We start from the raw sequence: 24742 nt of genomic DNA, 5'->3' as shown, positions 1-24742 counted from the left end.
GTTAAGCACCAATCATTTGTCGGAAATCATCTTCAGAAATTATTTTAACCCCTAATTTTTCCGCTTTTTCCTTCTTGGCAGGACCCATTTTGTCGCCTGCCAATAAAAAATCTAATTTACCGGATATGGCTGAAATTACCTTACCGCCATGATTTTTAATTACTTCTTTTATTTCGTCACGGCCGTAATTTTCGAACACTCCAGAAACAACAAAAGACTTGTCTGCGAGAGTGCTGGATTCGAGGGTAACTTCCTTTTCTTCAATAACAAACTGAACACCTGCAGCTTTTAGTTTCTCAATGTCTGTAGTATTCTTCTCATCGCTAAAATATTGAATAACACTTTGGGCAATCCGTTCACCTATTTCAGGAACTTCAATCAGCTCATCATAAGTTGCTGCTGCTAAAGCGTCAATATTTTTAAAATGGCAGGCCAGCTTCTCCGCAACTGTTTTACCAACAAATCGGATTCCTAATGCAAACAACACACTCTCAAAAGGAGTGGATGTGGAGTTTTTAATGCCATCAAGCAGATTTTTAGTACTTAAGTCCTTAAAACCCTCTAAATCAAATATTTGATCATAGGTTAATTGGTAGAGATCGGCAGGACTGGTGACATACCCTTTTTGATAAAGCATATCAATAGTGCGTTCACCCAGACTATCGATGTTCATGGCTTTGCGCTGAATGAAGTGTTCGATTTTGCCTTTTATCTGAGGTGGACAGCCCAATGCGTTGGTGCAATAATGAACGGCCTCACCTTCATACCTAACCAGTTCAGTACCGCATTCTGGACAATGCGTGATATATTCCAAAGGCTTACTGTCTGATTTTCTTTTAGAAACATCTACATGAGTCACTTTGGGGATAATCTCACCGCCCTTTTCAACAAAAACCATATCTCCAACCCTAATGTCCAGACGTTCTATTTCGTTGGCATTATGGAGTGATGCACGCTTTACCGTTGTTCCGGCTAATAAAACCGGTTGAAGCTCTGCTACAGGTGTGATAGCACCTGTTCTGCCTACCTGATAGGTAATGCCTCGTAATAAAGTAACTGCAGCTTCGGTTTTGTATTTATAGGCAATGGCCCATCTTGGACTTTTGGCCGTAAAACCGAGCTTATTTTGTTGATGAATGCTATTAACTTTTATTACAATGCCATCAGTATCTAAGGGCAGGTCAAGCCTTTTGGTTTCCCATCCAGCTATGTAGGCCAACACTTCATTAATATCCTTACACTTTTTGAAAGTGGGAGAGATGTTGAAATTTAAAGACTGTAGCTTAAGTATTGCCTCTTCATGTGTAGCAACACCTATGTCTTCACCAATCATAGAATAGAGGTAGCAATCGAGCTTCCGTTTGGCCACCATTGATGAGTCCTGCATTTTCAAACTACCCGAAGCAGTATTTCTGGCATTTGCGTAAAGTTCTTCACCCTGTTCTTCACGCTCTTTGTTAAGTTTCAGAAACATTTCTTTGGGCAGAAATGCTTCACCTCGAACTTCAAAGAAGTCAGGGTAGTCACCGTTTTTAAGTGATAATGGGACGGTCCTTATAGTTCTAATATTATTGGTGATATCATCACCTCTGGAGCCGTCTCCTCGTGTTACGCCCCTTACCAATTTTCCATTTTCATAGGTAAGGCTAAGCGCTACGCCATCAAATTTTAACTCGCAGAAGTACTCATAAGGTTCATTACCAAGCCCTTTAGCCACTCTTTTATCAAACTCTTCCAAATCTTCTTTGGAGTAGGTATTGCCCAAAGAAAGCATTGGGTAGCGGTGATTTACCGTCTCAAAATTTTTGGTGATCGTACCGCCAACCCTCTGAGAAGGAGAATCATCTTTTTTAAGTTCAGGAAAAGCCTTTTCGAGTTCGATAAGTCTTTCTAAAAGCTTATCGAACTCGAAATCAGAAATTTCAGAAGTGTCTTTTTGATAATACAGATCATTGTAATAATTGATCTTTTGAGAAAGGCTTGATATTTCCTGGCTGGCTTTTTCCTTGTTCATGGATTTTACTTAGTCGGGTCTGTAAATGGTTTAATTGCAGTAAAGTCAATTACATTGTCAGATTTATCTACATCGGCTAATCTACCAGAAGGATCGATTTCTACTTTTGAAATCTCGGAAGAATTCTTATTTAATTCGAAAGTATAAGTAGGGTAGGTCCATGGCCATGCTTCTGCTGTTGTTCTTTGCATTTCCTTATTTTCTGCTGGCTTACTGCCTCTCATAATTCTTAGCGGAATATAAACCATCTCTTTCGACCCATCTTTATAAGTTATTTCCAAGTCGATAGGCATGATCATTTCACCCTGACGCTCCAGCGTGATATATGTTTTATCACCATTGCCAGCTATTGTTTTGATGCTGTAATCAATTTGGTCGGTTGTGTAAACAAAATCTTCAAGATACCAGTCAAGTTGTAAGTCAGATACCTTTTCCATTGCCCTGAGAACATTGATAGGTGTTGGGTGCTTAAACTTCCACTCGTTATAGTACCTTCTCATTCCTTTCATAAAAGTATCAGTACCCAAAATGTAGTTTAAGCCAATAAGAAATACTGCACCTTTTGAGTAAGCATTTCTTCCATACGATCTATTGGTATGATAATGATCTGCATGAGTGGTTAAGGGTTCTTCAACGCCACTTGTTGCCATACTAACATAGCTTCTGATAGATCCACCATAAACATCAGCTTGTGAAGGATCATCAGGAAGGAGATAGTGCATGGTAATGTCTGATGCATATGAAGTAAAGCCTTCATCCATCCACTCATTCAGGCTTTCGTTGTTGGCTAAAACGCCTTGATACCAGCTGTGGATCATTTCGTGAACGCTCACACCTAAAAGGCTCGTAAAGCTTCTGTTACCTGTAATAAGCGTGGCCATTGGGTATTCCATACCTCCATCACCACCTTGAATAAATGAGTACTGCTCATATGGATATACACCAAACTCTTTATTCATAAAAGTCATGGCTTTAACCATATACTCGGGTAATTTGGCCCATGCCTCTTTGTTTTCTTCAGTCTCCTCATAGAAGAAATGCATCATTGGTCCGTTAGGAACTTGCGCTGTAACGTGCTTATAGTCTGGGTCAGCAGCCCACATGAAATCATGCACCATTGGGGCTTTGAAATGCCAGGTATTTTTGGCGTTTTTCTTATTTACTTTACTGTTGTCTGTTGCATAACCATGACCTATTTCATCTGCATTTTGTAAATATCCGGTGCCACCAATTGTGTATGCAGAATCTATACTGATTTTAACATCAAAATTTGACCATATGCCGTGAAATTCACGACCTATGTATGGATTGGTATGCCATCCCAGGTAATCATATTCTGCCACTTTAGGATACCACTGAGCCATGGAGTACCTGATGCCTTCTGCATTGTCCCTACCAGACCTTCTAATTTGGATTGGAACCTGAGCCTCAAACTCCATTTCAAGTGTAGACTTTTTGCCCGGGAGTATTGGCTTGTTGAGAACGACCTCCAGGATAGTGCCCTGAACATTATTAGCCACCTTTTTACCGTCTTGCTTTAATGAAAGGATGTGTTGGTAACCTATTTCATCATCTTTTAGCTTTGATATCCTTGAACCAACTCTTCTATCCGGATCAGAAATATTTAACGAACGAATGTCCATCATGCTGCCAGGCTGAAATGCATTAAAATAAAGGTGATAGTACACTTTTGTCAGTGTATCAGGCGAGTTGTTGATGTACACAACTTTCTGCGTGCCTTGCAGTTTATTGGTGGTTACATCCATATCAATTGACATGGTATATTCAGCACTCTGTTGCCAGTATGTTGTATTTTGCCCAAAAGACAGGGCAGTGGTTAAAAAAAGCAGGATTGTTAGTCTAATTGTATTCATATAACTGTGTTTAGATTCAAAATTATTATAAGAAATTAATCTACTCAAGACCTTCTAAAGTCTTGTTGATCTCGTCTTCTGTTTTTCTGAGCTTATCTTGGCAGACTTTTACCAGATCAGCGGCTGTTTTTACTTTTTCAGAAAGCTCGTCAACTGTTAAATCGCCACTTTCTATCTGCTCTATTATCCCTTCCAATTCAGTAAGAGCCTCTGTATAGTTTAATTTCTTCTTACTCATTGATTTCGGCAATTTTACTATTAATTGTCATTTTATTCGTTGTGGTTACTATAATATCTCCAATACTCAATTTCTGACTTCCTATAGGCTTTCCATTTTTGCTGGTCATGGTGTAACCGCGTTTTAAGATGTTTTGAGGGTTGAGGTGATCAATAATCTTTGCTTTTAGCGTTAACTCTGAGTCCAGGCTTGATAGCTGGTGCTTTAAAGCTGTTTTCAGATTCGATTTAAGGGTATTTAGTCTATAATTTTCATTGACCTGAACCACCTTCCCTGAGCTTTTAATCTTAGAAACAATTTGATTAACCCGCTGCTGTTCAAACTTTAGGCTTTGGAGGACTATTTTTGATAGCTGCTCAAACTTCTGAGTTAGTTCAATCTCAAAATCCATATTTACATTAATGATCCATTCGGCCACAGCGGTAGGGGTTTTTAATGACCTGAAGGCTATCATATCCAGCACCGACTCATCGCGCTCATGACCTATTCCAGATAAAATTGGTAATGGAAACTGACAGCAGTGTGCAGCTAGTTCATAGTCATCAAAACAATCCAGGTCTATTTGTGAACCCCCGCCTCTTATAATTACCACACCATCAAATTCCGAATTTGAATTATGTATGGCTAGCAAGGCATTGATCATGGATTCAGGAGCGGTATTTCCCTGCATAATAGACTTGAACAGCGTAACATCGAACTTGTAACCGTACCTGTTGCTGTCCAACTGGTTTAGAAAATCTTCATAGCCAGCAGCAGAAGGTGAGCTGATCACAGCAATTTTCTTCATCACTCTTGGTGCCTCAAGGGACTTGTTGAGATCAAAAACCCCATCTTCTTGTAATTTTAGAATTACCTCCTGACGTTTTCGTGCCCTTTCACCTAATGTAAAGTTGGCATCAATGTCCCTGATGTTATAACTAAGACCATAGAGCTCATGAAACTGAACATTAAGATTACAAAGTATTTTAAGTCCCTGCTGTAAAGACTGTCCAGTCATTTTCTCAAACCATAATGACAGGTTCCTATAGTTATTTGCCCAAATGGTAGCCCTTGACTTGGCAATTATGTTGTTGTTTTCTTTTTCGACCAACTCAAGATAGCAATGCCCATTTTGATTGACTCTTAATTCTCCAATCTCAGCAATAACCCAATAACTGGCATCCAGATGCCCATCAAGTGTTTTTTGAATTAGTTTGTTAAGTTGAAAAAGAGAAAGGTGCTCCATGATTGAAGCACCAAATTTATTTAATTAATCACCTATCTTAATGGTTTTATTTGAATAATATACAAGTGGTATTTTTTGGATTTCATTTGTAAAGAGATGCGCATCTGAATCAAAATAATGCCGTTGTCTAATCATTTTATTGAGATATCTTTAAATATATCAGGACATTTTGCTAATTCATTTGTTTGCAGAACAGGATCGTGTTTGAGGAAAATGAAAATTTCGAATATTGAAATTATTTATTTCTTTTTACGAATTTCGAGCATGTCGCAAAACCAATAGTCTACTGAAATGAAGAACTTATTACTCGTAGAAGATGAAATACATGTTGTATCATTCATCAAAACTGGATTAACCGAAGAAAAGTTTGACGTAACTGTGGCTTTAGATGGTAAGACTGGATTGGAATTAGCATTGCAAAATAGTTTTGATTTAATCATTTTGGATATTATGCTTCCAGAAATGAATGGTCTAGAAGTGTGCAGTGCCATAAGAAAAGTAGATCCTACAACTCCAATTCTATTTTTAACAGCCCTGGGGGCAGCAGAAAATGTTGTGTTAGGGCTAAATAACGGGGCAGATGATTACTTGGTAAAACCATTTAAGTTCATTGAGCTGTTAGCAAGAATAAATAGTTTGTTACGTAGAACTAACGGCTCAATTTCTGTCACTAAATTAGAAGAGCGGGATAATATATACTCATTTGATGATTTGGAGTTAGATGATGACGCAAAGACTGTTAAGAGGAAGGAGGTTAAAATTTCATTGACCACAACAGAATACCGTTTGTTACTATACTTTTTAAGGAACAAAAACAGAGTGCTATCCAGAACAGACATACTTGAAAATGTCTGGGATGTCAACTTTGATATGGGCACCAATGTGGTTGATGTTTATGTTAACTACCTTAGAAAAAAGATTGATCTGGGTGATGGCAATAAAATTATTCATACAGTTGTTGGGATGGGTTATGTTTTGAAGATTGATAACTAAACCTTGATTAAGACATTTTGAGTGCATCAGGAAAAACCATATTACTAGTTATCTCTACATTCTTCAGCATCATTCTGCTGTTTAGTATTTTTATTTATTGGTCTGTATCAAATTATAACCATGCAGATTTTTATACGCTTCTTGATATGAGGGCCAAAACTTTTATTAATAATTCCTTTCCGGATGTGAACCATGACATTGATAATAAGGATGAAGACGTGCTTGACAGGGTGCCTCATGAACGCGATTATATATTTACGGCCAATTCTGACAGTGCCTTCACCGACAATGCCAGGTTTTTGGAGTTGCCTTCTGATTTTTTCTACCAGGTAGTTAATAACGGGGAAGCCAATTATAGGGATGGAGCCCAGTATTTTAAGGGTGTGTTGTTAGAACGCGGTAGTAGCAAGTACATTGTAATTTCAAGTGCAGAGAATTATTTTGAAACACATCATGAAACTTATTTAAAAAAAGTACTGCTTATTGCTGTTATTATAGCCGTATTAATCTCTATTCTGATTATCTATAATTTCCAAAAGTATATTTCCAAACCATTGCGTGAGATTACTAACAAAGTGAAAGAAATAAGCTCTGAAAACTTACACTTGCGGCTTGATAATGAAAATAGTAATAATGTTGACTTGAAAGAGCTGGTCAACACTTTTAATACAATGTTAGACAGGATTGAAACATCATTTGAGACCCAAAACAATTTTATCAGCAATGCTTCTCATGAGCTTAGCACTCCATTAACAGCAATTATAGGTATTGCAGATGTTACCTTGGTCAAACCACGGGATCAGAAAAGCTATATTGAAGCTTTTGAAGTAATACTAGAGCAAGCTGAGAGTTTAGACCAAAAGACAAAAGCTCTATTGTTTTTAGCTCAAACTGGTTTTAATGGGAAAGCCCAGAAATTTGATAAACTCAGAGTAGATCAGCTCATTTTGGACGTGCAAGAGACACTCAAAAAGATTAACCCCAAAAACCAGATTAAACTTGATTTAAACCTTTTGCCGGAAAATCCGATGAAACTGAAGGTTAATGGTAATGAACAGCTTCTCCATCTCGCATTTAGTAATGTAATAAGTAATGCTTGTAAGTATTCTAATTTTGCTGATGTGATAGTATCTATTGGTGCTTCAGAAAACAACGTTTGGATTGTTGTAAGGGATAGTGGTATTGGAATTCCGAAAACTGAGCTTCAATTTATCTATGATCCTTTTTTTAGGGCATCAAACACAAAGCCATTTGAAGGTTATGGAATTGGGCTTCCACTTACAAGAAACATAATAAGAATGCACAAAGGCGAATTAATAGTATCGTCTATTCAAAATCAAGGTACTACAGTTCAAATCAAATTGCCCTTTTGGGAAGGTTCTACAAGAGTGGAATAACTCATTCTTTATATTCTAATCTTATTTTAATGTTTACCCTGCAATTCTAATTTTATTCTAATTCTATTTTAAATAGTCTCTAATGTGGGGGTAATAGCTTTGAACAAATTAAAATTTAAAGCTATGGGCAAGAATATATTAGTTCCTATTGATTTCAGCATAGAATCATTAAATACATTAAAAAAAATGATGCAGGAAAGTACTGGTACTTTCAATATCATACTTCTACATGGTGCGTATATGTCCACCTCAATAACTGAGTTGTTGTTTTATTCTAAAGATAAATTGATCAAAGAATTGAGCAACGATGAATTCAACGAAGCTATTCATATATTAAAAAACAAGTATGACTCCAATATTGAGTCCATAAGAATCGATATTTTCAGCGGTTATAACCGTGCGGCTTTTAACAATTATGTCGAGGCTAATGCAATTGACGAAGTGGTGGTTGCTACTAACTTTCAATACAAATTCAACAATAAGAAGAGTTTTGACTGGCTGCCTTTGGCTTATAAGGCCAATGTTAAAATACATGAATTGCAAATCCATCAGGAAATGATAATGCCCGAAAAGGGTCAGCTGGCAGAAATATTTTATGATAAAATGGCTGTTGGCCAAAAGTAAGGCGCTGTCATGAAAATCGGTATTATCTATGTGTTTTCGCTGCTGATCATTGTGGTTGGGTTTGGTACAATGATGTCTTTTTCCATAAGTCCTGAGGTAACGATTATGGGAGAATGGAAGGAGGCTTCATGGGAGTATGAAAGGTTAGATGGCTATGGGCAAAGCCTGAATGAAGAACATACTGATTTAACTGCTGCTGTTAAAAATTTACTAGGACAACACCTGGTTATTCATGAAGCAGAAGTTTGGAATTTTAAACCTGACGGTAAATTACTGCTGACTGGCAATGGTGAAGAAAAGGAAGTGGATTGGAGGTTAAAGGGAAGAGGGCATATTTTAGAAATAAGGTACGACAAAACCAATATTGAACGCTACAACCTTTCAGCACTCGATAACAACTCCATGGTGCTACATTTTGAAGCCGATATGCAAGCTAGGGGCATTGCCAAATTAACTTTTAGCAAGACAAATTTTAATTGATATGTTAAGTAAGTTTAGTAATAGCAGAAGTTTAGCCGATAACCTAAAACTCGGTGTTCTAACAGCTTTTGTGGCGGGTATGGTCAATGTTGCTTCTTTACTGATTTTTTTCGCATTTACATCAAATGTAACCGGACATTATGCAATTCTTGCTTCGGAAATAGCCAAAGGAAACTTGTATCAGGTGGGTGTTGTGTTGAGCTGGATATTCCTGTTCTTTTTTGGTGGATTCCTATCCAATTTTATTGTTATTCATCTTAAAGACTATAATAACTATTTGGCTCATTCATTACCAATTTTATTGGAAATTGCTTGTTTGATGACTGTAGGAGTGTATGGGGAATACTTCTTTAAGGAAACATTATTGGAGACTGAATTTATTCTTGCGCTAATGCTTTTTGCTATGGGGCTTCAAAATGGCCTTACAGCCAGCATATCAAATTTTTCGGTCAAGACCACTCACTTAACAGGAACTACCACTGAACTTGGAATGCTTTTTTCAATGTTCACAAAAAGGGAGTTTAGAAATAATAAGCCATTGCGGCAAAAGGCAATACTACTTTTTTCCATTATGATAACTTATCTGATAGGTGCTATTGTAGCGGGTTTACTGTTTACTAAAATAGGTTTTAAGGTATTTTATTTTGTGAATATATTTTTGTTAGTAGTAATCACCTATGACTTATCCAAAGTGAAATTCTACAGAAGGTTAGTTAAACAAAAAATAAGAATTACTCCCAGTGTCAATAACCTTAATAAACAGAAGGCTTATTTAAATTATGATAAGTTAGGTGAGACTAAAAAAGAGAAAGAAACCCTCGTATATGATTAGAGTTTGTTAGTGTAAGGTGTGATAAATGAGAGAGGCCTCCTGATTTAAATATCGGAGGCCTTAATTTTGGCATTCTTTAAATGCCTGTTGTTCACACCTAAATTAAAATTCCCTGAAAGTCTCTAAAAGCCCAGCGTTTTTACCTTTAAACCTTACAACAAGGAGTGGGTGATTCATTTTATCATTTACCATTTTTTCTGCCAAACTACCTAAGAAAAGAGCCGCTGCAGCAGTACGCCCTTTGGCACCAATGATGATAAAATCAGGATGGATCTGATCAGCCAAATCATAAATGTCGCTGGCCAGGTTGTCATTAACATCCTGAGAATATACTTCACTAATTTTTATTCCCCTTTTGTCGATCTTCTTCATGAATTTAGCAAAATCCTGCTGTGCATTCTTTTTCATGATTTCAGAAAATTCTTCAAATGTTTTGCCGGTGTAGTGATAACCAGCAGGCACGCTGTACACGTTTTGACAAACAATTTCAGTATAACCACCAATTCTTATTGAGAAATCAATGGTTTGATCCAGAGCAAGTTTGGAATAGCTGGAGAAGTCAATGGGAACCAACATCTTGTCAGCTTTTGGAGTCACATTTTCCGGAACTATCAAAAGATTACAACTGGCTCTTCTGGCCAGGCGCATTGTTGTAATGCCATTTCCATCCAGGGTTTTCTTTTGGCCAACAATAATTAGATCGGCACCACTTTTTTCAGCTATCTTCAACAGGTCACCAGCCTGGCCTTTTTTAGCACTAATGACCAACTTAACCTTCTTTTCAGGTTTGAAATGAGTGTCAATGGATGCTTTTAATTTTTCTTTTCTTTCTTTTAATGCATTTTCAACGAGCTCAGGAAATTCCTTCTTGACATCTGAAGGCAAATTCAGATTTCTGACAATATTTACAAACTCTACTTTCTCGGCAGAAGTATGATCTACAATAAAAGATGCGTACTTAATTAGTGTTTCGTCAAGTGCCGATGTGTCAAGACCTACTAAAATGTTCTTAAACGGTTCCATGTTCCCAATTTTGCCGCAAAGGTAACAATACGCAATAGTATTATAACTATTTAATTCCTAAATATTTAAAGATAATATTACATCTGAAAGCATCTCAATTTGCTCTTTAGAATGAGTCGGGAAATTGGCAATTCTTACCTGACTGGCTTTAAATTTTCCATAACCCGATCCAATGATCAAACCTTTGGCGGCAAGTGCATTCATCACTTTGGTAGGGTTCGTGCAGTTGATGACAGCAGTTGTTTTTGACCTGTTCTTTTCAGCTTCAACAAAATGGCTCAGAAATGGAGACTCATTGACTGTGTGTTGAATAGCAGCATGTTTGTAATTTGTCTCAATATGTATTTGCTGAGTCCCTTTTAGAAGCATATCTTCTGTTACTTTACTCAGAAGATACATGTTAAAGACATTAGGAGTTTCTGGTGTTTGGTTGCTTTTTGCTTTGGCTTCCAGCTCAGGCAAGCTATGGTAGGAGCCAATACTCATTCCTTTATTTAATAGTTGTTGAGATTTTTCAATGCATCGATCATTGACAATCCACACACCTAGACCTGCAGGAAGGCCAAAACACTTTTGAACCGAAAAATAAGTAGTATCGACTAATGAAAAGTCAATTGGCACACCTGGAGCAATGGAAACAACGTCTAGGGCAATCAGCTGATCTGGAAAGGCATTTCTTATTTTCCTTACATCTTCCATTTCATGCATAACACCTGTGCTGGTCTCATTGAAAGTAATGGCTATCAGTTCACTAGTTTCAGGAATCAAGACTTTCTCCACATCTACAATCTGACCTTCTTCTACGGTTTTGCCCAACCCGCTTTTGTTAAGGTTATTGACGATAGATTGAAACTTTGATGAGAATGAGCCATTTACAAAGTGGAAAGATTCCCTTTCTATCAAATTTTGACCAATCCTTTCCCAAATTTCAGTGGCAGAAGCTGTAAAAAAGACATGATATCCCTCAGGAAGATTTAATAATGCTTTGATGTTACTCACACATTGAGAAAATATAGCCTCAAACGCCTTGCTTCTGTGAGAGATAGAACCAATATCATTCTTAATGGCTGATTTAAGATGTTCTTCAACAGTGAAGTACAGTTGTGATGGGCCGGGGGTGAAGTATAATTTTTTCATAGGTTTATGTTAAGCCCATTCGTCTATTTCCAACGCTTCCAAAATATCCGCCAACTCATCATAATCTTTATAACCAGGTCTTATTTCAGATCCTGCTGAAATAGCAATGCCATAAGCATTTGTTTCTTCAAGCAAACTGTCAAGATTATCTACAGCAACGCCATAACCAATCAAAACTTTATGAGTAGTTGCTACTTTTTTAATGATTTCTATTTCTACAGGGGTAATGTCATCATTGTTTTTACTAACTATAACAAGATCTACACCTTCAAAAGGGCTGTTGTTAAGATTAGCTACATCTATGTTTAAAATCTTTTTAACAGATGCATCAATCGAATTTAGAGCACTTAGATTACTACTTTCAATGTAACCAACCTGATAGCTAGATGTAATACTTTCTACATCAATTTTTTCCTTATCCGCTAGCTCACCAACAAACTCAACCCCAGATGTCCAGGAGGTAATTTCATCGTATTTTTCTGGAGAGATGTACCCATCACTGTTAGGGTTAACGCAAAACCCCATAAGATTTACATTCATGCCTGCACAGTATCTTGCATCTGATAAATTGTTTACACCGTTTATTTTTACGAAGGTTTTGAGTGCCATTTATGATATAGATTTTTCTAATTAGCTGATAAGATTATTCAATAAATAAAGTCAGGCAAAACTAAATGAAATTAACTTGCTTTGCAGCCGAACTTAAAAAATTGATAATTAAATGGCAGTAACAGTTTTAAACGATTCGAATTTTAACGAGACTTTAGCGACTAACAAAAAAACAATAGTTAAATATTTTGCAGGATGGTGTGGTAGTTGCAGGTTGTTCGCACCTAAATTCAAAAGGCTTTCTGATGATGAAAGGTTTACTAACATCAATTTTGTGGATGTTAACGCAGAAGAAAATCCAGAAGCACGAAAGCTAGCTGGCGTTACCAATTTGCCATATTTTGCAGTATTTGAGGGGGATAAGTTGGTAGGGAGTGTTGCTTCCAGCAAAGAAGATGCAGTTTTAGAATTGCTGGCTAAAGTCAACTAAAAAATAAACTTCATTAAGGTTTAATATCTATATTTGAGCAATAAACACGGTCTTTAATGGTTATAAAGACTGTGTTTTAATGTTCATGAAATACACATCATACTTCTATATTTTTTTACTGGTTGTAGTAGGCTGCAGCGATACGGAACTGGAGCCTGATGCATCCATTTATGGCTATGAGTATTTTCCTCTAGCCACTGGTACCTACCAAATTTTTAATGTATCTCAAACCGATTATTTGAATACAGGGGAGGCAGTAACTAGTGATTTTCAGATCAGGCATGAAATAGAAGAATCATTCATTTCTGCTGAACAGGAGACATTTATCATTAATAGATTTACTCGAGCAAATGAAAATGAGGACTGGGAATATCTAAATACGTGGCAAAGTAGAAGAACTGAATTTAACGCCATTGTAACCGAAGGAAACCGTTCCCTTCTAAAGCTTGTCTTTCCTATTGAAGCAGGCGCTGCATGGAACGGAAACTCTTTTAACTCATTGGAACAAGATACTTATGTTATTGATAGTTTAGGTTTCTCATTTAGGTTAAATGAAGTGGATTTTGAAAACACACTGACTGTTATTCAGGCTGACAACCAAGATTTTATAGTTTCTCTTGATACTCGTTTTGAAATATATGCTAAAGATGTTGGTCTTGTGTATAAAGAAATAGTCAACCTTAACTACTGTGCTGATGAAAACTGCCTTGGACAGGAAGTTGTTGAAACGGGTATGGAATACAGACAGGCACTGCTAGAATATGGAGAGCTTTAAAAACATATTATCATTTCTATTAATTTTTACTACTTGTTTATCTTTTGGTCAGGCTAGGTATGTGGTTCATTTAAAGGATAAATCCAATTCACCTTTTGAAGTTTCTAACCCGTCAGAATACTTATCAAACAGGGCTATAGAAAGGCGTGCAGCTCAGAGTATAGAAGTAACAGAAGAAGACCTGCCTGTTAATCCAGATTATCTTGATGAAATTGAAAATACTGGAGCAGAAGTTTTTTTTACGAGTAAATGGTTTAATAATGTATTAGTGCAAGCCTCAGAAGCTGAGGTTGCCTCAATCGAACTCCTCTCTTTTGTTGATAGTGTGGAGTTTGTTGCTCCAGGAGAGAAGCTAAAATCTAATTCCAGAATGGCTGATCTGGAAGATGGGGAAGGAACTGAGGCTTTACAAACAGATTTCCAAAACAATTTAATAGGCGTACAAGAGCTTCAGAATGAAGGGTTTCTTGGCGAAGGAATTATTATAGCTTTTATGGACGGTGGTTTTTTAGGTGTTGATAACACCAGCCCATTTGAGCATTTATTTAATGACAATAAAATAAAGTGCCAATACAATCTTGTGGAGAATGATAACAATCCATTTCAGTATCTTCAGCATGGTACACAGGTATTAAGCACTGTTGTAGCTAAAATATCAGACACCTATATAGGAGTAGCTCCAGAGGCTGACATTATGCTTTTCATAACTGAGGATGATTCAGGCTCAAGGTCTGAATTTAGAATAGAAGAATATAATTTTCTTTATGCTGCTGAAATGGCTGATAGTGCCGGAGTAGACATCATTAACGCCTCTGTTGGGTACAATACTTTCGATTCTGCATATATGAACTATACCTATGAGCAGATGGACGGCAATACTACGGTTATTACCAGAGCCGCTGAAAAGGCTTTTACTAAGGGAATATTGGTAGTAACCAGCGCAGGAAATGAAGGAACAAGTTCCTGGCAGTATGTTACTGCGCCTGCTGATGGGCCAAATGTACTAAGCATAGGTTCTGTTGAGAGTAATCTGTCAAAATCGAGCTTTAGTTCTATTGGCCCAACTGCTGACGGACGGATTAAACCGGATTTAATGGCTTATGGCAGATCTACTGCCTTGATTGGACAAAATGGAAATGTTGGTAGCAACTCAGGCACTTCATTTGCCTCACCTCAGGTAGCGGGTCTTGCAGCTTTATTATGGCAGAGAAATCCCGAACTTACCAATAAAGAGCTATTCGACTTGCTTTTATCATTAGGTAGTCAAGCCAATAACCCTGATAATTTATATGGACATGGTATACCCAATCATGTAATGGATATAACAGCTATTGATGACCTTAAGGATAAAAATTTATTAGTTTATCCAAACCCATTTAGCAGTGAACTTCAAATTAATAGCCTGGTTGCTCATCGTTTATATCATTTTAATGTTATTGATGCCACGGGAAAAATGCTAAGAGAAATCACCGTTAATTCCGACTATGATGGAACTGTTACATTGGATTTGGATGATGTCAATGCGGGCTTTTATTTGCTTGAAATACAAGGTGACTCAGGTAACCCTTCAATCCATCGTATAGTAAAGTACTAATAGTTAATTTTTCTATCTTTGTCGGTATGAGAACTCCTATCATTGCCCCATCGGTTTTAGCAGCTGATTTTGCTAATATTCAACGTGATGTCGAGATGCTAAATGCCAGTCAGGCCGACTGGATCCACATAGATATTATGGATGGGGTTTTTGTTCCAAACATATCTTTTGGCTTGCCTGTAATGAAGGCTATTAATGAACATGCTACCAAGCCTTTGGATGTACATTTGATGATACAGAACCCTGAAAACTATGTCGAAGCCTTTAAAAAAGCAGGAGCCGAGATAATTTCAGTACATTATGAAGCTTGTAATCACCTACACAGAAATTTACAGCAGATTAAGGCACTTGGCTGTAAAGCCGGTGTGGCCATCAATCCTCATACTAATGTTCAGCTATTAGAAGACTGCATTCAAGACATAGATCTGGTTTGTCTCATGTCTGTCAACCCGGGTTTTGGTGGTCAGAAATTCATTGAGAATACTTATAAAAAAGTAAGGCAACTGAAGGAAATTATTAGTGATGCGAATGCTGGTACATTGATAGAAATTGATGGTGGAGTGAATCAGGAGAATGCTCCTAAATTGATAGAGGCAGGAGCAGATGTATTAGTCGCTGGCAGTTTTGTTTTTAATTCTGAAAACCCAATTGATACTATTTCTAGTCTTAAGAGCGTTTAAGATTAATAGTTGTTTTTGATGAGGCTTTCCGCACTTGTTCTTTTATTCTCTTTAATAACCTCTTTTTCCTCGGCTCAGGGACAGGTAATATCAGGTGCCGTTACAAATCAGGCTGGTCTGCCACTTGAAGGTGTTAATATTACCTTAAAAGGTCAAAATAAAGGAACTGCTACAGATAGTGAAGGCCGCTTCACATTAAGTTTAAGCAATGTAGATTCTATAATAATTGTTTTTTCTTTTGTCGGTTATGTCTCCGCTGAAAAAGAGGTCACGCAAACAGAAACCAATCTCAATATTGTTTTAATAGAATCAACAGAGCTGCTGGATGAGATTAAAGTGACTGGTAACAGAGATGAAACGGTCGGTCCAAGTGTTACTAAGCTCGATCCAAAATCAGCGGAGCTACTTCCTACACCTTTTAGGGAATTTAATAAGATATTAGTTACACTGCCTGGTGTTGTTAGTAACAATGAGTTGTCTTCAACCTATTCCGTTAGGGGAGGGAACTTTGATGAAAATCTCGTTTATGTAAATGACATTCCTATATACCGGCCTTTTTTGGTCACTAATGGTCAACAGGAAGGCCTTAGTTTCATTAATTCTGATCTGGTAAGTTCTGTAGAGTTTTCTGCAGGAGGTTGGCAAGCCAAATATGGAGATAAGCTGGCTTCTGTTCTTAATGTTAAATATAAAACACCTGAGAAGTTTGCAGGATCCATTAGTGGAAGCCTATTAGGTGGGAGTATTCATTTTGAAGGAGCAACTAACAATGAAAGACTAAATTATACTGTTGGAGCCCGTCATAAGTCGTCAAGATATCTTCTCAATACACTGGAAACTAATGGTCAATACCTGCCTAAATTCACGGACTATCAGTCATATATCAATTTTAATGTTGGGAAGAAAGAAGATAAGAATCGTACCACAATAGGCTTGCTAACCGCTTATGCCCGAAACAGGTATGAAGTAACTCCAGAAAGCAGAGAAACTGAATTTGGCAATTTCAATCAGTCACTTCGGCTGTATGTGGCTTTTGTGGGCAAAGAGTTATTGGAATATGATACCTATCAGGGCGGAATAAAGCTAAATCATAGAATCAATAAGACCTGGCGCACTCAATTGATCACTTCAGTAGTAAAAGCCACTGAAAGAGAATATACTGAGGTTGAAGGCGGTTATCGGTTATGCGATGTGGATAAGAACCTATCCAGTTCTACATTTAATGATTGTGTTTTTACCCGTGGCATAGGCACTAATTATGATTATGGCAGAAACAGTCTGGAGGCAGAAATAGTGAATGCGGAGAATAGAAATGTAATCTTTTTGGATAATGCGACAGTAGAATTTGGACTTGGCTATAGTCGTCAACTAATAGAAGACCAACTTCAGGAATATGATTTTACTGATTCTGCTGATTATGTCACACAAATCAACGCGGTTCAGGCCAATAACAGGATTGAATCGAATCAATATACAGCTTTTGTTCAAAGTACAGTTTCACTGTCAAAAAGCATTACTACAACCTTTGGAGTACGTGGTAATTATTGGGATTTGAACGAGCAGTTCTTAATAAGCCCGAGATGGCAGATTTCTATTAAGCCTGACTTTTCGCGAAAAGTCACTTTTTCTGGTGCAGTTGGCATTTATCAGCAACCACCATTTTTTCGTGAACTCAGAAATTTTGATGGTGTATTAAATACTAAGCTTAAGGCCCAACAATCACTGCATATTATAGGAGGGGTTAATTACGGACTTACGTGGTGGGGCAGACCATTTATTCTAACGAGTGAAGTATATTATAAGAAAATTAAGAATGTTGTTCCTTATGAAGTTGACAATGTAAAAGTGCGTTATTATGCTAATAATGATGCAGAAGCCTATGCTGCAGGTTTTGATATGCGTATAAGTGGAGAGTTTATAGAAGGAGCAGAGTCATGGTTTAGTTTAGGTGTGTTAAATGTAAGAGAAGATGTCGAAGGAGATGGTAAGGGATACATAAGACGTCCTTCAGACCAAAGGTTGAATGTTGCAGTTTTCTTTCAGGACCACATTCCTAATAACCCTGACATAAGAGTAAATCTTAACTTTCTGTATGGTAGTGGCCTGCCATTTGGAGCACCAGGTAACTTTCAACGTAGAAATTCATTTAATGGGGATGCCTATACCAGAATTGATATGGGCTTTTCAAGGCTTTTTCATTTGAAGTCAATTTTTAATAATGATGAAACCTTACTGACCATCAGCGCTGAAATATTAAATCTCTTTGGTTCAGACAATGCCATTTCCTACACTTGGATTGCTGATGTCAATAACAATCAGTATGCCGTACCTAACTCATTATCAGCCAGATTTTTAAATATCAGGGCTAGAGTTAGGCTATAAAAGAGGGTTTTTTTACTTTAAATAGTTAATTTCTTACCATTTTTCTTGATTAGATAGGTCGTTTGTGTTTTATTCGGGGTTTTTAAAAATCTAGTTGTAAGTAAACAAATAAAGTAATGAGGAAAATGAAACTTTTAATTGCTGCATTATTGATGGGTGTTGTAGTAAATGTGAGTAATGCACAAAGCGAAGAAATTACTGATGAGAACCTTAGAAGGTATGCATTGTTGATGGAGTCAGTAGATGCTATGAAAGCTGAAATCAGTGTGGCACTTAATGACATGATCAAAAACCAGGAAGGTATGACTGGAAAAAGGTTCAGTGAGCTTTCTAAAGGAGAAGGGGAAGCGGCCACGGAATTTGAAACCAAGTTTATGGCCACTATTGAGGAAATGAAAGAGGATAGAATTGATGCTATTAAGCAGGTGAATCAGCTGTTGGCTACTAAAATGTTACCCGATGGAGGAAAAACATACAAAGCGATCAAAGCTGCTATTGACTCGGATGAAGCAGTTAAAGCAAGATATGAAGTAATTCTTGCCAAGATTCAACTGGTGGAAGAAGGAGCATAATCAATATCACTATTGAACTTATGAAAGGTGCCTAGGCACCTTTTTTTATGCCATTTTTATAAATATTATTATTAAATGGGTTCAATTTTTGTATCTTTTCGTCTTAAACGAGCTATAGTATGTTTTCAGAGAATGAAATTGCCACAATAATCGAAATTCCAGTCGTGCTGGACGAAGTAATTAAGTTGCGTAAAGAGTTTATTGAAACCGAGGCTAATTTCCTTGAGATTTCCGAGCATGATTTCCTTTCATTGATTATGATGACTCCTACTGTGGGAGTAGCATTAGCGAATGGAACGATTAGCTTGTTCGAAGAACTGGCACTGAATAAAATGGCCCGAAAGATGTCAAAAGGTGGGTTTTTCTTGAAAGTTGATCCTGTGGCGCATGCTATGAAGTTTTTAATAAAGAGTTTCGATAAATGGGAATTACCATTTCTTGAAGTAATAAAACTAGCGATGCGCAATACCTGCGATCTGAATTCGCTTAAGTTAAAGAATGCAAATGACGATGCAGATAATATCATTGGGTTCGCTCGTGAACTAATGCATGCCCCCTATGCGTTTGTTCGGTTTTTGTCCTCATTCTTCCTGCATGATGAAGCTGAAATTGTGGAAGAAAGAGCTATCTCTGCTGTTGAATTTGAGAAAATTCAGGATATAGGAAACAAACTGGAAATAAGTCAATATCTTGTTTTTACATTATTTTGCAAGACTTTTGAATTGAGGTAGGGCAGAACAGGCTTCCTCAATAATATTTTTTAAATTTGCCTGTTTAAATTACATGATCATTAGAACTGCCCTTTTACATTCCAAAAAGATTTTCACAGTTCTGGTGTTACTCACCATTTCAATGACCATTTATGCGCAAGAAGAGAGTGAAGGAGCGGCCATTCCTTTGGATCACTTCTACGCAAAACCTAAAGGGGATAATGCATTTAGAAAGCTATTATCTAAACTTCATTTCGGCCTTTCAACCGGATATGGGCGTACCTTTTACAGTCAGGATCTCGGGGACTATGCTTTACTTCAGCAGCAGGATAGCACACCCTTAATTTTTGATAAGGGTGTTAATATATCTGGTGGCAGTGTTCCAAACGGCTATAGGTATTGGTTTAATACTGTTAATCAGAGTGATAACGTGCCTTATACGGGAAATGACTTCCTGATAAGCTCTGATTCAGCCGATCTTACTTTCAAAGCACCAGGTACCAGCATTCCTCTAACAACCACTGTTCATATAGAGTTAATGGATAAGTACAAAATTGGTGGTGGATTTCAGTTTGAGTATCATAGGGTAGGACAGTTTAAAGCCGTTAATTTTTCAGATACTGTTGCGTCCATTACTCCTAATTTTGGTAGTACTTTCTTTAAGAGGTATTTTTTGATTTTAGGAGCTAAGGTGTATAGATATTATGAATATACACTGGCAGTAGATGCTCAGATAGGGGCATATAAATTGTCAAGTAAGTTTGATAAGTCACTGATTGACAAAGGGGTTTATGTGAACCTTGGTGTGACTATTGAAAGGGAATTGTCAGAGTATTTTACTGCATTTGTGCGTCCGTCATTTGACTATAAAAATTATACCATCAGTTTACCGGAAAGCAGTTCATCTATAAACACTTCCATGAATGCGCTTTATATTGGGTTAGGAGTTACATACAGAATACCTGAACTAAGAAGATGTTTCTTAAAGCAATGTACTACTCAAGTTAACCACCAGCATGGTAATGGACTCTATAGAAGTAGGATACATCCATTCTATAAAAAACAGAATCCTCATCATGGTGAGAACTATCCAAGACTAATAAAATACAAGCGCAAGAATAGAAAAAAAATGGATCCATATTGATTTAAATATCCCTAGAGATATTTGATTTCCATATTGTGAAATTTTTGCGATTTTACTCCTTCATAACTATCTGATTTACACATAGTTAATAATCAGTTAATAAACCCCTTAAGATTGTAGTTTTAAGAGTGTGTCTCTTGACAAAATTTGCGTAAATTCGCCTGTATTTTTAATTGATAAGTATATTTAAAAACAATGGCGGAAGGAGCAAACGAGAATATCATTCCAATTAATATTGAAGATGAAATGAGAGTTGCCTATATAGATTATTCTATGTCGGTAATTGTCTCAAGGGCTTTGCCCGATGTGCGGGATGGATTGAAGCCTGTCCATAGAAGGATTCTATATGGAATGTTAGACCTTGGGGTAAGTTATAATAAGGCTTATAAGAAATCGGCTAGAATAGTCGGAGAGGTGTTGGGTAAGTACCATCCACATGGTGATACTGCAGTTTATGATTCAATGGTAAGAATGGCCCAGCCTTGGTCACTCAGATATATGCTGGTTGACGGTCAGGGTAACTTCGGTTCTATTGACGGTGACTCACCTGCAGCAATGCGTTACACTGAGGCAAGGTTGAAGAGAATCGCAGATGAAATGCTGGGTGATATTAACAAAGATACTGTTGACTTTCAATCAAATTTTGATGATTCCTTAAAAGAACCAACGGTACTTCCAGCCAAGCTGCCTAATCTATTAGTTAATGGAGCGTCCGGTATCGCAGTAGGTATGGCTACAAACATGCCACCTCACAACTTATCTGAAGTTGTAGATGGTATCGTAGCCTATATAGATAATAATGACATTGATATTGCCGGACTCATGCAGTTTATTACTGCTCCTGACTTTCCTACAGGTGGTATTATATACGGTTTTCAAGGCGTGAAAGAAGCTTTTGAGACCGGTAGAGGAAGGGTTTTGATGCGTGCTAAAGCAGAAATAGAAACTACCAGCACGGGTAAAGAGCAGATTATAGTGACTGAAATACCATTTATGGTTAATAAAGCAAACATGATCGAAAGAACAGCTGCTTTAGTTAATGAGAAAAAAATTGAGGGTATTTCAGATATTCGAGATGAGTCGGATAGAGATGGATTAAGGATTGTCTATGACATTAAAAAGGATGCTATGCCAAGCATTGTTCTTAACCACCTTTATAAATATACTCAACTTCAATCTTCATTTGGGGTCAACAATATAGCCTTGGTTAAGGGTCGTCCTATGACCTTAAACTTAAAAGACATGATCAAACATTTTGTTGATCACCGTCATGATGTGGTTATAAGAAGAACCCAATATGAGCTCAATGAAGCGGAAAAAAGAGCTCATATACTTGAAGGCTACATTATTGCGCTTGATAACCTCGATGAAGTAATTAACTTAATCAGAAAGGCCAAAGATCCTGATACTGCGAAAGAAGGGTTGATGAAACAGTTTGAGTTGTCAGAAATTCAGGCTAAAGCTATTCTGGAGATGCGTTTGCAGAGACTCACAGGTCTTGAGCGTGATAAAATTCAAAAGGAATATGAAGAAGTAATGGCTTTAATTATCCGATTGAAAGAAATACTTGGTGACGAGAGCATCAGAATGGGTATTATCAAAGATGAAGTTATTGAAGTGAAGGAGCGTTATGGAGATGAAAGAAGAACGGAAGTAGTTCACAGTGCCGATGACATCACTTATGAAGACATGATACCTAATGATGAAATGGTCTTGACGGTTTCTCATCAGGGTTATATCAAAAGATCACCTTTGGTAGATTATCGCACTCAGAGTAGAGGTGGTGTAGGATCCAGAGGTGTTTCGACAAAAGATGACGATTTTACCGAACATTTGTTTATTGCCAAAGCGCATAATTACCTATTGATCTTTACTGAGTTTGGTAAGGTGTTTTGGAAGAAGGTTTACCAGATACCTGAAGGTTCTAAAACGTCAAAAGGAAGAGCAATTCAGAACCTTATTAATATAGAACAAGGTGACGTGGTAAGGGCAATTATCAATGTTGAAAACCTGACTGATGAGGATTATATAAATAACAACTTTGTGATGATGTGTACTGAAAATGGTACCATCAAGAAGACTTCGTTAGAAGCATACTCTCGACCTAGACAAAATGGTATTAACGCTATCACCGTTAAAGAAGGAGATAGATTGTTAAATGTTAGCTTGACAAATGGAACTAATCATATCGTTATTGCTAAAACAAGTGGCAAGGCTATTCACTTTAATGAGTCAGACGTTCGGCCAATGGGCAGGACAGCTTCAGGTGTGCGTGGTGTTGCATTGGAAGGAAAAGACGATAAAGTTGTTGGCATGGTGTGCATTAACAGAGAGGACTCTAATCTACTTGTTGTGTCTGAAAGAGGTTATGGTAAGAGATCAGATATCGATGACTACAGAATAACCAAAAGAGGTGGTAAAGGTGTTAAGACCATCAATATTACAGAGAAAACTGGCAAGCTTGTTGCAATTAAAGAGGTTATTGACACAGATGATTTGATGATTATTAACAAATCTGGCATCACTATAAGAATGGCCGTTGAGAACCTGAGAGTAATGGGAAGGGCTACTCAGGGTGTTAAGTTGATCAGGTTAAATGAGAATGATGAGATATCATCTGTAGAGAAAATAGAAAGAATTGAAGGAGAAGATGAATTAGACAAAGAAGAAGGAGCTGATGATTCTGAAAACACTGAAAATTCAACAGAAAAAGAATAAATTGCACAACCTTAAATAACTAATAAACTATGAAAAGAATAATTGTACTGATGCTTGTTGTCTTAGTGGCAGGGTACTCTTACGGACAGAAAAAGCCTAAGATTAATCAAGCAGAAAAGGCCAGGAGCGAAGGGAATTTGGGAGAGGCCAAAGATATTATCGATCAGGCTATTGTATTTGATAAACTCAAAGATGATGGTAAAACATGGTATTATCATGGACTTGTTTATGCATCATTAGACACTACATCAAATCCTGATTATCAATCATTGGCAGATAATCCATTAAAAACAGCTATGGAATCTTTTGCCAAAGCTGATGATCTTGAAAAAGGAAATTCAGGTTTTTATACAACTGATGCCATTGGACTTCCGGTTACAAAGGAACAACAATTGAATACTTTGTGGTCGTACTATTTGAATAAAGGGGTTGAGAATTATCAAAATGATAATAATTCAGAAGCCTATAAATATTTTGAGAAAACTACAATAGTGCAGCCTGAGGATACTACTGGGTACATCTATGCTGGGTCTGTAGCACAAGCTGGTAAAGAGTATGACAAAGCGCTAAAGAATTATTACCACCTTATTAATGAGCTTGATTATAAAGGGAGAGATACTTTCTACTCAATAATTTACATTGAAGGTGTAGTTAATGAGGACAATGAGAAGGCATTGGAAGTAATCAGAAAAGCAAAAACTATTTTCCCTGGTGATAGGGATTTTGCAAAATCCGAAATCAATGCTTTAGTAAAACTGGGCCGTCAGGAAGAAGCTCAAAAGGAACTTGAGGCAGCAATCGCAGCTGAACCTGATAATGCTAATTTGAGATACACATTAGGTGTAATGTATGATGAAACTGGCCAGCCAGATAAAGCCGAAGAGGCTTATATGAGCAGTTTGGAAGTTGACCCTAACCTTCTAAATGCAAGATTTAATCTAGCCGTCTTATACTATAATGAAGCCGTTGAGTTGATCAAAGCCAAAAATAACCTTGGAATTTCAGCTGCTGATCAGAAGAAAGCAAAGGAGATGCAAGCTAACATTGATAAAAGCTTAAAAGAAGCCATGCCTCAATGGGAAAAAGTAAATGAACTTCAGCCTAATGACAGAACTGCTCTGGAAACTTTACAGTACATCTACACTCAATTAAAAATGTATGATAAAGCTGAAAAAGTAATGAATAACCTTGACGAACTTGGTGACGAGGAAGGTTGATCAAATAAATAACATTAATAAAAAAAGGGCTCTTGCAGCCCTTTTTTTATATATTAGAAATAAAAATTTAAACC

At 37.1% G+C, this 24742-nt stretch carries 22 protein-coding genes; 15 read left to right on the top strand and 7 right to left on the bottom strand.

The genetic code is table 11. The features are described from left to right. Position 1 precedes the first annotated feature (1 nt). From ligA to xseA, 4 genes are read right to left on the bottom strand one after another with little or no spacing between them, the layout of a single operon-like run. Positions 2-2014 (bottom strand): NAD-dependent DNA ligase LigA, encoded by a 2013-nt coding sequence (gene ligA, locus RIB54_RS00295; RefSeq protein ID WP_350098661.1) that lies wholly within the window; start codon positions 2012-2014, stop codon positions 2-4. Between the two features lie 5 nt (positions 2015-2019). Then, positions 2020-3888, bottom strand: coding sequence for a M1 family metallopeptidase (locus tag RIB54_RS00290; protein WP_350098660.1), 1869 nt, complete (start codon positions 3886-3888; stop codon positions 2020-2022). A gap of 40 nt (positions 3889-3928) precedes the next feature. After that, on the bottom strand, positions 3929-4126 hold the full coding sequence (gene xseB, locus RIB54_RS00285) for an exodeoxyribonuclease VII small subunit (protein ID WP_350098659.1): 198 nt from the start codon (positions 4124-4126) through the stop codon (positions 3929-3931). Beyond that, positions 4119-5351, bottom strand: coding sequence for an exodeoxyribonuclease VII large subunit (gene xseA, locus RIB54_RS00280; protein ID WP_350098657.1), 1233 nt, complete (start codon positions 5349-5351; stop codon positions 4119-4121). The genes xseB and xseA overlap by 8 nt, the downstream gene beginning before the upstream one ends. 291 nt (positions 5352-5642) lie before the next feature. On the opposite strand from xseA, the gene RIB54_RS00275 reads away from it, so the two are divergent. The 5 genes from RIB54_RS00275 to RIB54_RS00255 all read left to right on the top strand — a co-directional run bounded on the left by RIB54_RS00275 (position 5643) and on the right by RIB54_RS00255 (position 9677). Further along, positions 5643-6344: a response regulator transcription factor gene (locus tag RIB54_RS00275; protein WP_350098655.1), complete on the top strand. Its 702-nt coding sequence runs from the start codon at positions 5643-5645 to the stop codon at positions 6342-6344. 146 nt (positions 6345-6490) lie between these two features. Beyond that, positions 6491-7741, top strand: coding sequence for a sensor histidine kinase (locus RIB54_RS00270; RefSeq protein ID WP_350098653.1), 1251 nt, complete (start codon positions 6491-6493; stop codon positions 7739-7741). Positions 7742-7864: 123 nt separating this feature from the next. Beyond that, positions 7865-8365 carry a putative universal stress family protein gene (locus tag RIB54_RS00265; RefSeq protein WP_350098651.1) on the top strand — a complete coding sequence of 167 codons (501 nt, stop codon included), beginning with the start codon at positions 7865-7867 and terminating at the stop codon, positions 8363-8365. Between the two features lie 9 nt (positions 8366-8374). Further along, positions 8375-8845: a hypothetical protein gene (locus tag RIB54_RS00260; protein ID WP_350098649.1), complete on the top strand. Its 471-nt coding sequence runs from the start codon at positions 8375-8377 to the stop codon at positions 8843-8845. A gap of 1 nt (position 8846) precedes the next feature. Then, the gene (locus tag RIB54_RS00255; protein WP_350098647.1) at positions 8847-9677 is read left to right on the top strand and encodes a YoaK family protein; all 831 of its coding nucleotides are present in this window, start codon (positions 8847-8849) and stop codon (positions 9675-9677) included. Positions 9678-9779: 102 nt separating this feature from the next. Here RIB54_RS00255 and RIB54_RS00250 read toward each other — a convergent pair whose 3' ends face one another. Genes RIB54_RS00250 through trpF form a run of 3 tightly spaced genes read right to left on the bottom strand, consistent with a single transcriptional unit; the run spans position 9780 to position 12446 of the window. Then, positions 9780-10700: a universal stress protein gene (locus RIB54_RS00250; RefSeq protein ID WP_350068701.1), complete on the bottom strand. Its 921-nt coding sequence runs from the start codon at positions 10698-10700 to the stop codon at positions 9780-9782. Positions 10701-10757: 57 nt separating this feature from the next. Further along, positions 10758-11837 (bottom strand): aminotransferase class V-fold PLP-dependent enzyme, encoded by a 1080-nt coding sequence (locus RIB54_RS00245; protein ID WP_350098645.1) that lies wholly within the window; start codon positions 11835-11837, stop codon positions 10758-10760. A 9-nt stretch (positions 11838-11846) separates the two neighbouring features. Beyond that, complete coding sequence (gene trpF, locus RIB54_RS00240) at positions 11847-12446, bottom strand: phosphoribosylanthranilate isomerase (protein WP_350098643.1); 600 nt, start codon at positions 12444-12446, stop codon at positions 11847-11849. 112 nt (positions 12447-12558) lie between these two features. Between trpF and RIB54_RS00235 the strand changes: the two genes are divergently transcribed. The 10 genes from RIB54_RS00235 (at position 12559) to RIB54_RS00190 (ending at position 24668) form a co-directional block, all read left to right on the top strand. Further along, positions 12559-12876, top strand: coding sequence for a thioredoxin family protein (locus RIB54_RS00235; protein ID WP_350098641.1), 318 nt, complete (start codon positions 12559-12561; stop codon positions 12874-12876). Between the two features lie 85 nt (positions 12877-12961). After that, positions 12962-13651, top strand: coding sequence for a hypothetical protein (locus RIB54_RS00230; protein ID WP_350098639.1), 690 nt, complete (start codon positions 12962-12964; stop codon positions 13649-13651). Next, entirely contained in the window at positions 13638-15245 is a 1608-nt protein-coding gene (locus tag RIB54_RS00225) for a S8 family peptidase (protein ID WP_350098637.1), read from the top strand. The genes RIB54_RS00230 and RIB54_RS00225 overlap by 14 nt, the downstream gene beginning before the upstream one ends. A 26-nt stretch (positions 15246-15271) precedes the next feature. Continuing rightward, positions 15272-15925, top strand: coding sequence for a ribulose-phosphate 3-epimerase (gene rpe, locus RIB54_RS00220; RefSeq protein ID WP_350098635.1), 654 nt, complete (start codon positions 15272-15274; stop codon positions 15923-15925). 18 nt (positions 15926-15943) lie between these two features. Further along, positions 15944-18307 carry a TonB-dependent receptor gene (locus RIB54_RS00215; protein WP_350098633.1) on the top strand — a complete coding sequence of 788 codons (2364 nt, stop codon included), beginning with the start codon at positions 15944-15946 and terminating at the stop codon, positions 18305-18307. Between the two features lie 125 nt (positions 18308-18432). Continuing rightward, the gene (locus RIB54_RS00210; protein ID WP_350098631.1) at positions 18433-18879 is read left to right on the top strand and encodes a hypothetical protein; all 447 of its coding nucleotides are present in this window, start codon (positions 18433-18435) and stop codon (positions 18877-18879) included. A gap of 119 nt (positions 18880-18998) precedes the next feature. Then, complete coding sequence (locus tag RIB54_RS00205) at positions 18999-19610, top strand: hypothetical protein (RefSeq protein WP_350067840.1); 612 nt, start codon at positions 18999-19001, stop codon at positions 19608-19610. 52 nt (positions 19611-19662) lie between these two features. Then, on the top strand, positions 19663-20733 hold the full coding sequence (locus tag RIB54_RS00200) for a hypothetical protein (protein WP_350098629.1): 1071 nt from the start codon (positions 19663-19665) through the stop codon (positions 20731-20733). Positions 20734-20928: 195 nt separating this feature from the next. Then, entirely contained in the window at positions 20929-23451 is a 2523-nt protein-coding gene (gene gyrA, locus RIB54_RS00195) for a DNA gyrase subunit A (RefSeq protein ID WP_350098627.1), read from the top strand. A gap of 29 nt (positions 23452-23480) precedes the next feature. Then, a complete protein-coding gene (locus tag RIB54_RS00190; RefSeq protein WP_350098625.1) occupies positions 23481-24668 on the top strand; it encodes a tetratricopeptide repeat protein in 1188 nt (395 codons plus the stop codon). Positions 24669-24742: the final 74 nt, after the last annotated feature.

The sequence above is a fragment of the Fulvivirga sp. genome, assembly GCF_040218215.1.
Classification (GTDB): Bacteria; Bacteroidota; Bacteroidia; order Cytophagales; family Cyclobacteriaceae; genus Fulvivirga.
Note: the sequence above shows the minus strand (reverse complement) of the source record. Positions and strands in the feature narration are given on the sequence as shown.